This is a genomic window from Ruegeria sp. BJ5 (assembly GCF_056537865.1).
On record NZ_JBQFSH010000004.1, the window covers coordinates 218,050 to 234,286 of the forward strand.

Here is a 16,237-nt window from a genome sequence, read left to right on the forward strand (position 1 = left end):
AGCAAGATTGGTCGAAACGGATTCTGTTTGCAAGCCGTCGATGCCGCCGCGGGATGCGGGGGCTGAGAATGCAGGGCTGACTAGACGCTGATGCTGATTTGGCTGCTATATTGCGTCAACGATTCGAACTATAGCCGTGAATTGTTGCCAGTCAGGAAAAGCAGGAGCCCAAGCCGCGCCGTGATTGCCGCGAAACAAGGCGGGGTGTTCTGATCGGGTGTTTCGCGCAAAGGACCCAGCCTTGGGGCTGCATTCACAGGGGGTTGCGAACGCGGCCGAGGCGGCGGCCCAGGCGCTGACAGGTCAGTGTCGACAGGAAAGCCAGCGCCAAAGGCGAAGCGCCATTGGCTTTGCTTGTCAGCCTGAGGCCAAGCGCCTATGATTTGCCGAGCGGGATCGTTTCTGTTCCGTCGATGACCGAAATTGCTTTTGACGACCGACTTGCGCTGTGGGTGCGGTTTGTGTTTTCGAGATTTGAGTATCGTGCCGGCACCCACGCCCGGCTTGTTGGTATTTAAGAGTTGGGAGGCCAGGTTTTGCGCAGCTTCTTTCAAGTAATTCTGGCGACGCTGTTGTTTGTGCTGGCCGCTGTGCCGGCCCTGGCCGAAAGCTATCGCCTGCTGCCGCAGGACCGCCTGTCGGTTCGTGCCATGCGTTGGGACCCACTGTCCGCAAGTTACATGATTTGGGATGGCGTGTCCGGCGAGTTCGCTCTGGCCGGTGACGGAACGCTGATGTTTCCGCTGGTGGGGCAGGTTGAGGCGGCCGGACTGACTACTTTGGAACTGTCGCAGATGTTGGAGCTTGAGCTCAGCAGCCAGACCGGCATGGCCGAGCCGCCAAAGGTCGCGCTGGAAGTGATCAGCCACCTTCCGGTCTTTGTTCTTGGAGACGTCAATTCGCCGGGCGCTTACGCCTACCATCCCGGGATGACCGCCCAGCAGGTTCTGGCCCTTGCAGGTGGCCCGATCCGTCCTCCGATCCAGTTTGGGGCAAACAATGATTTCCAGATCATGCGGATGGGCGGCGAAATGCGGCTCCTATCCACTCAGATCGATGAGTTGGAAGATGAGAGGCAGCGGCTGAAAGCTGACCTTGCGAGCCTGCAGGAAGAAGGGATTGAGACCGGCACCGACGCGGCGCCTGACGCTCCCGGAGGGCTCGAGGGGGAAATCCTCGAGGCGACAATGAACGCCCGCGAGGGTTTGGGTGAACGAATTCGGGATCTGCAGGAGATGCTCAAAGAGCAGATCTCGAGCCTGACCATCCAGTTGGAACTTCGCAAAACGCAGATCGAGAATGTCAGCCGGGAGTTGGAAAACCTGAACCAGCTCAAGGAAAAAGGTCTGACCGTATCGAACCGGGTGACGACTATGACCAATCTTCTGAACGATCTGGAATCCAAGCGACTGGATCAGGAGGTTGCGCTGATGCTGGCCCGTCAGGAGCTGAACCGCGCCGAGCGCGACGAGCTGGAACTGGATGACAAGGCGCGCTCTGATGCTCTGGTCCAGTTGAACGCGGTCGAACGCGAGTTGGCCGCGCTGCGGACGCGCCTGGATACCGCGGCGAGCCTGCACGGAGAACTGGCCGCCGCCGGTTTGCTCAGCGAAGATGACATCGCAAGTGAAGTCGTGATTGAATACATCGTCACACGGGCGGGTGGCACGGCGCCACGCAAGATCGACGGGACCGAGGCGGTTCAGCCCGGGGACACCATAGAAGTCGTACGAAGAACCATTGTTACGTCGAATTGAGTTTTCCGGCGCGAGGTTTGCCGGGTTTGTTTTTAGTTTGTTCGCAAGGTCACGAGTATTCCAATGTCTCTCCCTGACGGTCGTCCGGTCGACTTTCTGATTTTCGGTGCCGCGAAATGTGCAACCACCTGGTTGCAAAAGTCGCTGATGCAGACGCCGGCCATCCATATGCCGGGTCCCGAGTTGCATTTCTTTTCTCGGAATTATGCAAACGGACTGGACTGGTATCGTGACCAGTTCGGAGACTGCGATGGCGCAGATCTGATCGGTGAAAAATCGAATTCGTACCTGACCGAACCCCTGGCTGCGCAACGCATTCGGGAGCATTTCCCTGAAACTCGGTTGATCCTGCAGATGCGGGACCCGGTTCAGCGCGCCTATTCCGACTATTGCATGTTGTTCCGCCGCGGCGAGGTCTCGGGGAGGATCGAAGATTATCTGGATCCGGCGGTCGCGGCCGACCAGCGTTTTCTGTCCGATGGGCGATATGGCCACCATCTGAAGCGGTTCTACGACTTGTTCCCAGAGGACCAGATCCTGCTGTTGGCCTATGAGGATGTCCGCGTGAACCCTCATGGGAACCTGAAGAAGGTGGCCGGCCATATTGGATATGACGGACAGCTGGAGCCGCCGGTGCAGCAGAAAGTCAAAGATAAGAATACACCCATGGTGCCACTGTCGCTGCGTCGTATGCTGAAGCCGGTTCGAGCTGTTCTGGACCCTGTACGTCACACCTGGCCGGTACAGTCCATCCGAAACGCTGTCGCTCGAAAGGTGACCTACCCGGCCCTGTCGCCCGAGTTAGAGGCGAAGATGGCCGAGTTCTATGCGGCCGACGTGGAATGGCTTGCCCGCCGCAATCCGGGACTCTGCCGGAATTGGACGGTTTCGGATGCAGTTCACAGAAGCGAATCGCAGGCTATGTCATGATCGCAGGCGAAATTTGGTTTCCATTCAGGAAACAAAAGCACCTTAGGGCTTTCTGCGTGCACGATGAACCGAGGCTATCGGGCCCTGAGGATACAACAATTGAAACTGCGACGGCGGTCGTCTGCTGCAAAAAAAGGCATTTCTGTGATTTTATGGTGTCCAAGTGGTGGAAAGGGGATTTTGATACCCTTGTTGGTGTGGTAGCGTTGAAGACGTGGGTTCTTGGTCGGGACCGTGTGATGGGCCAGACCACGCGTAGTGTAACGAGTTGACGAGTTAACAGGGGGTTTAGTTCAGGGCGGAGGTTTCTAGGCGCCCGGAATCACGTGGGGGACTTTTAGCGAAGCAATGTGTTTGCCGGCCGGCGCCATGTGGTGTCGATCGGGAATTGAGGCTTTTTAGTGGTGGAGCGGGTGTGTTTGGCCCGTCTCATTTCAGTCGAGTGGTAAGTGGCAATTTTTGCCGGGGGTTCTTATGAGTATGTACGAGCAAGAGTTGGTTAAGCTCAAAAGTGGACCGGATGCAGACAGCACGATCGAACAGGATCGCGCCTTTGGAGACGTCCAGTCGAAGCTGCGACAGAAGCTGACCGAAATGAGCGCCAACCGGCGCTTGCTGATCGGAGATGTATTCGCATCCGCCGGAGCCGTGGCCGTGGCTGTCGTTCTGGCCAATGGTGGCATCGTTCCTGAACAGTTCGGGTCCGTTCTGTTGCCGTTGGTGGTGATGACCTGCCTAGTGGCATTGGCGGTTTTGCCGCTTTCCGGCATCTACAAACGCCACACGCGGTCGACTTCGCTGCGCGATGTCACGTTGATCGTCCGGGCTGCGGGTCTGTCGGTTGTTTTGCTTGCATTGCTGGGCGCTGCCCTGCCGGTTACCGCGCAAGTGCCGCTGGCGGTCTATGTCATTCAGTTCCTGCTGCTGGTGCCCGCCTTTGGTACCCTGCGCGTTCTGGCGCGCAGCACCGAGTTGACGAGCGATCCGGCGCGCCGTTGCCCGGATGCGTCCAACGGGAAAATCCCGGTTATTCTGGTCGGTACCGGCGCCAGCTGCGACCTGTTCGTGCGGTCTTTGCACAATCAGGAATCCAAGTATGAACCCGTCGGCATCATCGATGATGCGCGGAACACGCAAGGCCTGTATTTCCACGATGTGAAGATCATCGGATCACTGTTGGATGCAGACGCCGTCATCGAGCGTCTGAAGTACTATGACCAACTGCCGCAGCGCGTTCTATTGACCGAGCCCGTTACCCATTTTGAAAGTGATGGCATTCGCAAGCTGACTCGTTGGGCTGAAGCCAACAGCATTCCGGTATCGCGTCTGGCGGGACTCGAAGAACTTGGCACCGACAGCAACGGCATCCGGACCGTCAATCCTGAAGACATCCTGGACCGTCCGCAGAAAGCGGTCGAACGTTCGATGCTGCGCGAGATGTTCAAGGGCCGCCGCGTCCTGATCACCGGCGCCGGAGGGTCGATCGGTAGCGAGCTGACACGCCAGATCGCCTCGTTCGAGCCGGCCGAGCTGGTGATGATCGAGAACACGGAATATAACGCCTATTCCATCGATATGGATCTGGGTCAAAACTTCCCGGATGTCGCACGCCGCATCTACGTGGCCGACATTCGCAACGCGTCCCGCGTGAACGCGATCTTTGAACGTCACCGCCCCGAGTTGGTATTCAATGCTGCTGCACTGAAGCATGTGCCGATGGTTGAGCTGAACCCCTGCGAAGGCGTTCTGACCAACGTGATCGGAACCCGGAATGTGGCGGACGCGGCCCGCAATGTGGGTGCAATCGCCATGGTTCAGGTCTCGACGGACAAGGCGGTGAACAGCACCAGCGTCATGGGCGCCACCAAGCGCGTGGCCGAGTTCTACGTTCAGGCGCAGGACCGTGTAACCAACGAAACCGACGAGAAGACCCGCTTCTTCTCGGTTCGGTTCGGTAACGTGCTGGGGTCGTCCGGTTCGCTGATCCCGCTGTTCCAGCGCCAGATCTCGGAAGGTGGCCCGCTGACGGTGACTGATCCGAAAATGGAGCGGTACTTCATGACCATCCGTGAAGCCGTGCAGCTGACACTGGTTGCCGCCGCGCGGGGTTTGAACCTTGAAGACAGCCACGGCGAGATTTTCGTTCTGGATATGGGTCGGCCGGTCAAGATCGTGGACCTCGCCGAGCGCATGATCCGTCTGGCCGGCCTTGAGCCCTATCAGGACATCGACATCAAATTCATCGGTATCCGTCAGGGTGAAAAGCTGTACGAAGAGCTTTTCGACGTGACCGAAGAGCGTCGCGAAAGCGGTATCCCTGGCGTTTCCTCGGCTATTCCCGAAGGCGTCTCTGCCGCGCGTTTGCGGGCGCTGATTCTCAAGCTGGAACAGGCTGCTCAGGACGGCAGTGATCTTGGGGTCAAAAAGCTGCTCAAGGATCTGGTGCCGGGTTACGGCGCAAACGGTCTGCGCCCGATCGATGGCAAAGAGCTGGCCGCGCGCACCGGTAAGCCGCAGATCAAACCTGTGCCGACGCCCAAGCGGATTGCAAACTTCGCACCGCAGAAAAATCTGGAGACGATCAACGCCGGTCGCTAAAATTTTGTCAAAAGTACATTTAAGTGAGCGGCATTTTCGGCCGCGGGTTACGATTTCAGAAGGGCTCTTCGGAGCATATTGTTGATGATTATTTGCGACCCTGGCGGTTCACGGCAACCTGCAGATTTTGGCGGGCCCGTCCGAACGGGCAAAGCGAGAACGATATGACGGCTGAGGCCGAACATATGCGTGACCGGGCCGTTTCTCAGGCCGGGTCTGGTCGTCGTCGGGCGGTGCTGTGGCTCCTGTTTGGAGGGCTGCTGGCCGTGATATTGGCGGCCCTGTTTGGCCGGATCATGTCCTTTGGTTTGCGTCGGGACGAACTGATGTTCGTGGCACCGGCAGAATTGTTGGGCCAGTGGCGCCTGTACCAGGACTTCTTCTACAATCACGTTCCGGATTCGGCGTGGTATTTCCGCGGTTTCTATTTGATCACCGGTCAGGAGGGTCTGTTGGGCTCAGCGCGCCTTGGTGTGTTCTTTGGCTGGATTGCGTTGATCGTCGGTACCGGTTGGGTGACCTGGCGCCTGTCCGGATCGGCTCTGCTGGCGGCATTCTTCATCGCGGTCTTGATGGTAGACGGAACACTTCTGGCGCAGGCCGGAATGGCTGCTAGCAACAACCTGCTGCCGTTGCCCTTCGTTGTATGGGGTGTCGGGGGTTTTCTGCTGGAAATCCAGCGCGACCATCCGCGGCCAGTTGTTTTCGTGCTGATCGGGGTCTGCCTGTCGATCGCAGCGGGGATGAAAGTCAGCGCAGTGGTCTTCATTCCGCCCGTCGCGATTGCCACTTTTCTGATGCCCGGACATATGGCGTTTGCAGAACGTGTTCGACGGGTGACCCTGCCGATGCTGGCGGGCGGGCTTCTGGGTGCCTTGCCGTTGTTCTGGTACATGGCCGTTGATCCCGCGGTTTTCATCGCACATGTCCTCAAGTTCCATACGGGTCCGCACGTGGCCTACTGGCAGGCCAACGCCGCCTCTGAACCCGATCTGGCTCTGGGCCTTGGGGGCAAAGTGCAGTTGGCCTATTCAGTCTGGTTGGGTGGAGCGGCACTGGTTTGCCTGTTCGTTGTTGCCTATCTGACCGTTTTAGCCAGATCGGGCGGCATGCTGCTCTCCGAGCTCGGCGCGGTTCTGTTGGTTTTGGTTCTGATCGCCGTGACAGCCGCGTTCAGCTTTGTACCGTCGCCCGGGTTTCCGCAGTACTACATTCAGCCCTTGGTCATGATCCCCCTACTGGGCGCGTTGGTTTTCCGAAAGGTCGGGCCAGAGCAGCGTTCGCAGGTTACCCCGGTCGTTGCCGCCGGTTTCGTTCTGCTGGCAGTGCTGGGTGCGCCGCGCCTCGTTCCCGGTCTGGCAGCGCTGAGCGATCGCAGCGGCTTTACGACTACCCGAGTGGCGCAGGGTGGCGAAGCGTTGAAGGCCGCGCTTGAATCGAGTGCCCATCCAGACGGACCCGTGGCGACGATCATGCCGATCTACCCGCTTGAAGCGCAACTGCCGGTCTATCCGGAACTGTCTACTGGCCCTTTTGCCTATCGGATCGCGCCTTATACGGAACCTGACTTGGCCGCGAAATACGTGATGGCGGATGCGGCCGGGTTGCAGGCAGTGTTTGATTCCAACCCTCCCTCCGCTTTCCTGCTGGGATATGATCCGGCTCTTGAGCAGCCATTGTTGCGCTATGCGGAAACAAACGGCTACCAGCCCGTGGAAATTTCGGGATTGGGCAACCGCTACGGGCAAGGTGTGGTATACTTGAAGCCATCGGGAGCAACGGAATGAGCCCAACCCGATCCGCGGTCTCTGGTGGCCGGTTCGTCAAGCGGCCGGTGTGAGGCCCACGCAGACATGCAGATTTTAGTAACAAGTATTTGAGGGAGTGGCACGAATGAAAACGATACTGCTTGCTGGCGGTCTGGGGTCTCGGCTGGCCGAGGAAACAGTCTCGATCCCCAAGCCGATGGTCGAAATCGGCGGCCGGCCGATCATCGCGCGCGTCATGGATATCTACAGCCATTTCGGGCATCGCGATTTCGTCGTAGCCGCCGGATACAAGGCGCTTTTGCTCAAGCAGTTCTTCGCGAATTACCACCTCATCGCCAACAATATCTCGGTCGCTCTGGATACGGGAGAGCTCAAGCTGGTGCCTTCGGCGCCCGGCGGTTGGAACGTGTCGGTCGTCGATACCGGGGCTCATACCATGACAAGCGGGCGCATTCGGCGTCTCAAGGAATGGCTGGATCCGGGAGAGACCTTCATGTGCACCTATTCTGATGGCTTGGGGAACATCGACATCAACGCGTTGATCGATTTTCACAAGTCGCACGGCAAGCTGGCGACGGTCACGGCGGTTCAGCCGCCCGCGCGTTTCGGCAACATCGAGTTGAAGGGCGACCGCGTGGACGCGTTCACCGAAAAGGTGCGTCGCCGCGAGACCTGGATCAACGGTGGGTATTTCGTATTCGAGCCGGGGGTCATGGATTACATGGTCGACGATATGGAACCGCTGGAACAGTCACCGCTGTCTCAGATGGCCCGCGACGGTGAGCTGATGGCCTATCGCCATGAGGGTTTCTGGCATCCGATGGATACCATCCGCGACCGCAACGCGTTGGAGGCCCTCTGCGAGGATGATACGCCGCCTTGGCTGCAATTTGATGCCAAGCCCTCGTCTGATTACCCCGCCATAGCGATCTGAGGAACCAATGACTGGTCAGTCCGATCAGATTTTCGGCGGTCAATTCACCGACCGTCGGGTGCTTGTGACTGGGCATAGCGGGTTCAAGGGCGGATGGATTTCGACCTGGCTGAACCGGCTGGGCGCGCAGGTCACAGGCATTGCCTTGCCGCCCGAGCCCGGGCCTTCCTTCTATCAGGCGTGCGGACTTGATCGGACAATGGACAGCCGTTTTGCCGATATTCGCGATCCGGCGGCCTTGGCACGGGCGACCGGGGGTCTGGATGCCGAAGTGGTGTTTCACATGGCTGCGCAACCTCTGGTGCGCAAATCCTATCGCGAACCGGCCGAGACATTTGCGACCAATGTCCAAGGTACGGTCAACGTTCTGGAGGCCGTGCGACGAATGCCATCGCTGAAGGCCGTGGTCGTGATTACCAGCGACAAATGTTATGATAATCGGGAATGGCTGTGGGGTTATCGCGAAAACGACCCTTTGGGCGGCAAGGATCCGTACAGTGCCTCCAAGGCGGCAACCGAGCTTGTGGCCCAGTCGTATGCGCATACTTTCTTTTCTGACACGAGTGGCCCTCAGCTTTCGACGGTTCGGGCGGGCAATGTCTTCGGCGGAGGAGACTGGGGTGAAGACCGGTTGATACCGGACATCATTCGAGCCTGGCATGATGGCCAGCCGGTAACCATCAGAAACCCGGATAGCATTCGGCCATGGCAGCATGTGCTGGAGCCTGTCGCAGGGTATTTGCTGCTGGCCCAGAAGATTCTGAGCGACGGACAGCGTTTTGCCGGGGCATGGAATTTCGGGCCAGACGTATCGGGCACCGTCAATGTCCGGGATCTGGCGGATATGATGTGGCGCGCCTGGGGGGCAGGCGCGCCCGGGTTCCGTTTCCCGGATGAGTCCGCAACGGCGCCCCACGAAGCTGGCATACTTCGGTTGGACAGCACCAAGGCGCAGACCCGTTTGGGCTGGCGGCCTCGGCTTGAACTGTCTCAAGCCGTTGAACTTACAACCGACTGGTACAAGGCCCACGCTGCGGGCGACGACATGGGCAAGGTCACCCAATCGCAGATCACCGCGTACCAAGACCTCATGTCCGGCACGGGTTGCGACCAAACCGGGCTGGCCGCACAGTAGATTTTCAGGAGATTTTTTGATGAGAGTGAATTACGGACAGACAGTCCACGGCCAGGAAGAGATCAACGCCGTCGTCGAGGTTCTGAAAACATCCACCCAAATGGGACCCAAAGTCCGGGAGATGCAGCAGAAAGTCGCTGCACTGTTTTCGAAGGCACATGGGATCATGGTCAATTCCGGGTCCTCGGCGAACTATCTGGCCGTCGAAATCCTGGATCTTCCCAAGGGATCCGAGGTGATCACCCCGGCTTTGACATTTGCCACCACGGTCGCTCCGCTGGTGCGGCAAGGGCTTGTGCCCGCATTCGTCGATGCGGCCGAGGGAACCTACAACATAGATGTCGAACAAATCGAGCGGATGATTTCGCCCAAAACCTCGGCGATGATGATCCCCTCGTTGATTGGCAACCTCCCGGACTGGCGTCGGATCCGGGAACTGGCCGATGCACATGGCCTGAAAGTCATCGAAGACAGTGCCGACACATTGGGTGCCACGATCGACGGTACCAGCACGGGCGTCTGGTCGGATGTTTCGACCACCAGCTTCTACGGCAGCCATGTCATCAACGGCGCAGGAAATGGCGGAATGCTGTGCGTCAATGATGACGAGTTGGCACGCAAGGCATTGCTGATGCGGTCGTGGGGCCGCAGCTCGTCGCTGTTCGTCGAATCCGAGGCCATCGAGAACCGCTTCAACGTTCAGCTGGATGGGATCGAATACGATGCAAAGTTCCTGTTTGAGGCGCTCGGCTACAATCTTGAACCCTCCGAGATCAGCGCCGCTTTCGGCCTGGTGCAACTGGGCAAGCTTGAGAACAACATTCGGGTCCGCGAGGAAGCCTTTGCTGCCCATCGCGCGTTTTTCGCGCAGTATGAGGAATGGTTCATTCTGCCTGAACAGCTGCCGGGCGCACGCACCGGTTGGCTGGCGTTCCCGCTGACTCTGCGAGAAGGTGCTCCGTTTACCCGTCGCGAGATGCAGATTTTCCTGGAGAAGGCCGACATCCAGACCCGGCCGGTCTTTACCGGCAACATTTTGCGCCAGCCGGCCATGAAAGATGTTGAGTATCGCGCGGATACCGCAGGTTATCCTGTGTCTGATGCCGTGATGCGCGGGGGCATTCTGTTGGCATGCCATCACGGGCTGACTCAGGCTCATATCGACTATATGCATGAAAAGACGCAGGAATTCCTCAAGCCGTATATGACCGGGATGCCGCGCAAGGCATCTTGATCCGAGGTCTTCCAGCGGTCGCTTTCCGTCTGCGGTTCGTGGGTGCGGAATGATCGGTGTTGGCGAAACTATCCCAAGGGGTCCAAATTCCATAGTATCGAAGGGACCGGCCAGGGCGCAGGAATGAAACTGATGGCAACTGATCATGATACGGGTAACCCGCAAAGCGCGGGTTTCACCAATCTGGCCCAGAACATGGCCGGCGGCGGGTTGTCATGACGAGGCGCGTTCTGATCACCGGGGCCGGAGGGTTCATCGGACAGCATCTGCTCCGAGCCTGTATGGACAGGGGGGATCAGGTCGTGGCCTTGGTCCGACCCGGATTCCTCTCTGATGGAATACCAGATGTCGAATTGCAGCGTGTCGACCTGGGCGACAAGGATGCTTTGCGCCGCGTGTTTGACGCGTCCCAGCCAGAGGTTGTATTTCATGCGGCGGCAAACACCCGGGCTGTAACGCGGCCTGACCTCAAAGATGCCGAAGCCAGCGTGGGCGACAATCTTGTGCCGTTGATGACCGTGTTGGGTGCCGCTGCGACCTGCGACGCACCTCCGGATGCGTTCATCCGCCTTGGAACCATTGCCGAATACGGTGAGGTTCCTTCACCTTACACTGAAACCCAATGCGAAATGCCGCGCGACAGCTATGGGGCATCTATGCTGGCAGGGACCAAGTACTTGACCATGCTGCGGCCGCGCCTGCCATTCACGGCAATGACGGCCCGGCTTTCACTGACTTATGGTCCGGGTCAGACCGGGCCTCAGTTGGTCCCGTATCTGATCCGCACTTTGCTGAACGGGGAGGCCGCACGCATCGGACGCCCCGATGATAGCCGGGATTTTCTGCATGTCGGCGATGCCGTGCGCGCCCTTTTGATGTTGGCGGATGCAGCGCGGGATGACGTTCCGGTGGTGAATGTCAGTACCGGAGTGGCTACTCGAGTCCGTGATGCGGCCGCGATTCTGGCTGAGCTGACCGGTTCCGGACCCGGGAAGCTCGACTATGCCGACCCGTCAGGTAAGCCGATGCACCTGGTCAACAATCCCGGACTTATCCATTCCCTTTATCCCTGGACCGCGCGGGTCGGGGTGGAGGACGGCCTGCGGGATACAGTCGATTGGGCCACCTCTTCGGATGCGCAGAAGAACATGGCAGGACAAAACGCATGACGGTCATTTCCATTCTGATCCCCGCCTACAACGAGGAAGACAACGTCCGTACGGCCTATGAGCGCGTGCTGGCGGTGTTCGACAAACTGGATGGGTACGAGCCTGAAATCATCTTCACCGACAATCATTCCGAGGATCGGACGTTTGAAATCCTGTCTGAAATCGCGGGGAAGGACCCTCGGGTCCGAGTGATCCGCTTTGCGCGGAACATGGGGTACCAGGCTTCGGTTCTGACAGCATACAGGTCAGCGACCGGTGCCTGCGCGGTGCAACTCGATTGCGATATGCAGGACCCGCCCGAGTTGATCCCTCAGATGTTGGACCTGTGGCGGCAGGGGAATCATGTCGTCTATGGTATTCGCCGCAGCCTGCCCGATGGCCCTGTTGTTGCCGCTGCACGGCGGGGGTTCTATGCACTGATCGACATGATCAGCAACGATAATCTTCCGCGCAACGCGGGTGAGTTTCGTCTGACTGACAGACGGATATTGGACGAATTGCGCCGGGTCGATGACCGCTCGCCCTATGTTCGTGGATTGATCAGCGGCATGGGGTTTTCGCAGGTCGGGTTCGAGTATGATCGCGCGGCCCGGACAGCGGGGGAATCCAAGTTTCCGGTCCGGGCGATGGTGGCGCTGGCTGTGGACGGGTTGATCAACCATTCTCTGCTCCCGCTGCGCCTGGCTTCGCTGATCAGCCTGACAGTAGGGCTGTCGATGTTCCTGTTGATGATCGGCTACCTCATCGGCAAGCTGTTCTTTGGCCAGGATTGGCCCGCAGGTTTTGCAACCACGACCATCCTGCTGCTCTTGTCGATGACCCTGAATGCGATGTTCCTTGGCATCCTTGGGGAATACGTCGGCCGGATCTTTCTGCAGGCCAAAAACCTCAACCAGCCCGTGGTTGAAGCCGAGCTGAATGGCCCGGTGGAACAACTGAACACGTCTGGGAAACAGAACCGCGCCGACAGCGCGCAAATGGTGGAGCGGGCGCAGTGAAGATACTGATCGTTCAGGGTGGGTTCGGAGCTGGCGGTGCCGAAAAGATCGTCTCGGTTCTTGCAGCCCATCGGATCGGGCTTGGCGATCAGGTCTCGGTTGCGGGCATGACCATGCCCGAGGACGGGTCGTATTTTTCTTTCCCTGACGGCGTCAGCCTGCTGGTGGCCGAAGGCGGAAACGACGGGTTCAGGAGGCTGAAACAGCTGGCCCGCCTGCGCCGGATTCGTCGCTTCATCCAGGACGAGAACCCCGACGTGGTGGTATCCTTTCTGACTAAAATCAATGTCCTGACGCTCGCTGCAGCTCTGAGGCGGGATGTTCCGGTGATCGTTTCAGAACGGAACAACCCGATTGTGCAAAACGCCAACCCTGTCTGGCGCCACGCTCAAAACATCCTTGGACATCGAGCCAGCACCGTGGTCATGCAGACTGAGCGGGTACGCCAGGACCTGCCGCCGTCATTGCGGAGCAAGGCGCAGGTCATTCCAAACCCCTGTGCGCCAATCGAAGGTGCAGCCCAGCTCCTTGGTTCGGGTGGCAATCGGCTGGTCGCGGTGGGGCGGCTGGATCCGCAAAAGGGGTTCGATCTGTTGATCGATGCAATGTCGGAAATCATCCAGAAAAACCCGGACGCGCGCCTGACGATTTTCGGGGAAGGCCCGGAACGTGCCGCGCTCGAGGCTCAGCGGGACCGGCTGGGTCTGCAGGGCGTCATCTCCTTGCCCGGCGCGAGCGACACACCCGGAGCGTGGATGAAGGGCGCGGACATACTGGTGTTTTCCTCCCGCTTCGAGGGGTTTCCCAATGTGGTGGCAGAGGCGACCGTCGCAGGCTTGCCGGTTGTGTCTTTTGATTGCCCCTACGGACCGAAAGAGTTGATCCGACACGGTGAGAATGGATTGCTTGTTGCGCCCGAAAACACGGCGGAACTGGCCCGCGCAGTGCTGCAGCTGAGCGACGATCCTGAATTGCTGGACAAGATGCGTCAGGGATACCAACACAACAGGGACTGGCTGGCCCCAGACAGTATTCTTGAGAAATGGGACCGGATCATTGCCGATGCTGCTCATCGCAGGGTTGGAGCGGGGGTCGAACATGGCCATAGCACCTGCCGCCCGGAGAGTTGAACCAAAGCAGGCGGGCCGCAGCGCCTGCTCTGCCATCAGGAGTTGGCATTGTTGCAAAAGTTGAAACCGCAGGTCTCCCTCCCCGCACGGGCGCGACCACGGATCGTGGTTGTCGCCAATCTGACTGCGTCTTTGCTGAATTTTCGCTATGACCTGCTGAAGGAGCTGTCAGAGCGGGCTGAGGTCGTCGCCTGCGGTCCCGAGCGCCACGAGGCGACGGAAACTGCGCTTGCAAAAATCCGTGTGAAGTTCGTGCAGTTTCCGCTATCACGTGCTGGGATGAACCCGGTTGAGGACATGCGCACGCTGCGTGCTCTTGTGCGCGTTTTCAAGGAATTCAAACCCGACATAGTCTTTGCCTACACCATGAAGCCAATCATCTATGGTTGCCTGGCCGCAAAATGGGCGGGAGTGGACCGGATCTATGCCATGAACACCGGGTTGGGCTATGTCTACAGCACCCATGGCCTGACTTTTCGGAGGCGGGCGGTTCGTGCCGTGTCATCGGTTCTTTATCGTATTGCGCTGAGAGGCGTGGACGAAGTGCTCGTCTACAACCGCGCAGATGCCGAAGAGTTCCGAGAAAGGCGTCTTGTTGCACCAGATGCCAAGCTCAGCATCGTGCCCGGGTCTGGCGTAAATCTGGATCGCTACGGATATACCGATCCCCCAGCTGGACCACCTGTATTTCTGATGATCTCGCGCCTACTGCGCGAGAAGGGCGTGTTTGATTTCGTTCAGGCTGCCCGTTTACTGAAAGAAACGCACCCCCAAGCAAGATGCCAATTGCTTGGTCCGATGGACGCCAACCCGGATTCCATCGGCCAACGCGAGATCGACGAATGGACGCGCGAAGGCGTGATCGAATACTTGGGGGAAACTTCGGACGTCCGGCCCTATCTGGCGGCGTGTTCGGTCTTTGTACTGCCGTCGGCCTACCGCGAAGGGATACCGCGCACGATCCTCGAGGCGATGTCCTCGGGGCGGGCTGTCATCACGTCGGATGCGCCGGGTTGCGCTGATCCGGTCATCAATGGCGAGACTGGTTACGTCGTGCCGGTCCGGAACCCCGAGGCCCTGAGCCGCGCCATGGCCTCGTTCGTCGAGAGTCCTGATCTGGTGGCCCGAATGGGTCAGGCATCGCGTAAACGTGCCGAGGATTCGTTCGACGTCCGACGGATCAATGCGATCCTTCTCGTCAAGATGGGATTTTCGACCAATACCCGAGAGGATGAGGCAGTTTGAGGGGTGGCGGCTCTTCCAAGAACTTGTTATTTAACGATAAATGGGAGTATTTGAAAGAATTCGCGGAAACTACGGGAAACCCCTAATTCCCTGACCGCCTGAGACCGGCTAACCTTATATCAACAACGAAATTCGACCGGTGGGGCCGTTGGCCCGACCACTCACTCGACAAATGACCAGCATATGGGGTGCTGGTCATTTTGTTTTTTGGGGGACAGAAAAGCGCAGTTCAGTCTGTGGTTGTGGTCGAAGGCAGCTGATACCCGAACTGACCTAGATCGAGGCCAGTCAAGGATTGGAGTTCGGCGTTTGACTCAGCAAAGGCACCGTCAAATCGGGACTGAATTCTGCCGACCAGCCGGTCTTTGAGCATCTGATCCAACTTGCCGGGAAAGATGCGTCCGATCGGCCGGCTCAATTTTCCGAATCTGCGCGTTGCGTTCGGAAACGGCAACAATGCGCCTTTGCTCAGCTGGTTGTCGCTGAGCGTGAAATTAACAAATCGCTGCAGAATCTGAAAACACTCCGATCTCTTCTCGTTCGTGACTTCAAATTCGCGCTTCTTGTGCTCGACGCCGACGAAATTGCACAGGGTTTCCACAAAGGAATCCGGCTCGGAAATGAACTGTTCGTAGGCCAATCCAAGCACACGATCCTTGCCAAACTTGTCCTGGTAAAATTTGAACAAGCGGTGGTACCGGTAGAACTCCTCCGAGAACATCGGCGCGCGCCGCAGATTCGGTTCAGGTTCGGACAGATATGTCTTTAGCGATCCGTGGCCGCCATCGGTAATGTACTGGCTGTACATCGACAGGATCGACGACAGCTGCTCGCGGAATACGACCAGGATGTAGGCGTCGGGAAAAGTGCGTTGCAGACGGTCGGCAATAATGGTGCTGTCGAACCCGCCGCTGGCCGGGTAACCCGAGAATCTCTCGTGAGAGAACACCGGAACCTGCTCGTTATCCTGCGATTTTCTAAGGAAACTCTCGTACATCTTGCGAGTTTCTCCGGGATCATAGGTCATCGGCTGCGGCAGCACGATCCGGTTCGAAAGAATGTATTTGCGATCGCCATGCGGAGTGGCGAACGGTGCGTCCGGCGCCGAGAACAGCTGCTGTTGCAGGGACGACGTAGCGGTTTTGTGATAGCCGATATGGACAAGAACGGGTGCACGGGTCATGACGGGATATTCAGCCTTCGGACCGGGTATTTTCAGTCTGGCTTCGGGCGCGGTCGGCATCCGAGCCGCACCTGTTGGCACCCCGACAGGTGCTCCGAACAAGAATTGGTTTCTGTCGCAACTTCAAAAGCCCTTTCAACAATCAGTACTGGATT

The 16,237-nt window shown here is 58.5% G+C and carries 12 protein-coding genes; 11 read left to right on the forward strand and 1 reads right to left on the reverse strand.

Annotated elements, in window-relative coordinates:
• The first annotated feature begins 536 nt into the window (after positions 1-536).
• From ACR0NY_RS14655 to ACR0NY_RS14705, 11 genes are all read left to right on the forward strand, one after another.
• Positions 537-1,757 (forward strand): polysaccharide biosynthesis/export family protein, encoded by a 1,221-nt coding sequence (locus ACR0NY_RS14655; RefSeq protein WP_170369535.1) that lies wholly within the window; start codon positions 537-539, stop codon positions 1,755-1,757.
• Between the two features lie 63 nt (positions 1,758-1,820).
• Positions 1,821-2,687, forward strand: coding sequence for a sulfotransferase family protein (locus ACR0NY_RS14660; protein ID WP_170341719.1), 867 nt, complete (start codon positions 1,821-1,823; stop codon positions 2,685-2,687).
• Positions 2,688-3,161: 474 nt separating this feature from the next.
• Complete coding sequence (locus ACR0NY_RS14665; RefSeq protein WP_170369537.1) at positions 3,162-5,285, forward strand: polysaccharide biosynthesis protein; 2,124 nt, start codon at positions 3,162-3,164, stop codon at positions 5,283-5,285.
• A gap of 164 nt (positions 5,286-5,449) precedes the next feature.
• The gene (locus ACR0NY_RS14670) at positions 5,450-7,072 is read left to right on the forward strand and encodes a hypothetical protein (RefSeq protein WP_170341674.1); all 1,623 of its coding nucleotides are present in this window, start codon (positions 5,450-5,452) and stop codon (positions 7,070-7,072) included.
• A gap of 106 nt (positions 7,073-7,178) precedes the next feature.
• On the forward strand, positions 7,179-7,988 hold the full coding sequence (gene rfbF, locus ACR0NY_RS14675; RefSeq protein ID WP_093963249.1) for a glucose-1-phosphate cytidylyltransferase: 810 nt from the start codon (positions 7,179-7,181) through the stop codon (positions 7,986-7,988).
• Between the two features lie 7 nt (positions 7,989-7,995).
• Positions 7,996-9,123 (forward strand): CDP-glucose 4,6-dehydratase, encoded by a 1,128-nt coding sequence (gene rfbG, locus ACR0NY_RS14680; protein WP_170369539.1) that lies wholly within the window; start codon positions 7,996-7,998, stop codon positions 9,121-9,123.
• A 19-nt stretch (positions 9,124-9,142) separates the two neighbouring features.
• Complete coding sequence (locus ACR0NY_RS14685) at positions 9,143-10,357, forward strand: DegT/DnrJ/EryC1/StrS family aminotransferase (protein WP_170369541.1); 1,215 nt, start codon at positions 9,143-9,145, stop codon at positions 10,355-10,357.
• 215 nt (positions 10,358-10,572) lie between these two features.
• A complete protein-coding gene (locus ACR0NY_RS14690; protein WP_170341668.1) occupies positions 10,573-11,526 on the forward strand; it encodes an NAD-dependent epimerase/dehydratase family protein in 954 nt (317 codons plus the stop codon).
• Positions 11,523-12,524 (forward strand): glycosyltransferase family 2 protein, encoded by a 1,002-nt coding sequence (locus tag ACR0NY_RS14695; RefSeq protein WP_170369542.1) that lies wholly within the window; start codon positions 11,523-11,525, stop codon positions 12,522-12,524. The genes ACR0NY_RS14690 and ACR0NY_RS14695 overlap by 4 nt, the downstream gene beginning before the upstream one ends.
• Positions 12,521-13,654, forward strand: coding sequence for a glycosyltransferase family 4 protein (locus ACR0NY_RS14700; RefSeq protein ID WP_170369544.1), 1,134 nt, complete (start codon positions 12,521-12,523; stop codon positions 13,652-13,654). Before ACR0NY_RS14695 ends, ACR0NY_RS14700 begins: the two co-directional genes overlap by 4 nt.
• A 51-nt stretch (positions 13,655-13,705) precedes the next feature.
• A complete protein-coding gene (locus tag ACR0NY_RS14705) occupies positions 13,706-14,899 on the forward strand; it encodes a glycosyltransferase family 4 protein (RefSeq protein ID WP_217354956.1) in 1,194 nt (397 codons plus the stop codon).
• Between the two features lie 229 nt (positions 14,900-15,128).
• On the opposite strand, the gene ACR0NY_RS14710 is transcribed toward ACR0NY_RS14705, so the two are convergent.
• The gene (locus tag ACR0NY_RS14710; RefSeq protein WP_170369546.1) at positions 15,129-16,142 is read right to left on the reverse strand and encodes a sulfotransferase; all 1,014 of its coding nucleotides are present in this window, start codon (positions 16,140-16,142) and stop codon (positions 15,129-15,131) included.
• Between the last annotated feature and the right edge of the window lie 95 nt (positions 16,143-16,237).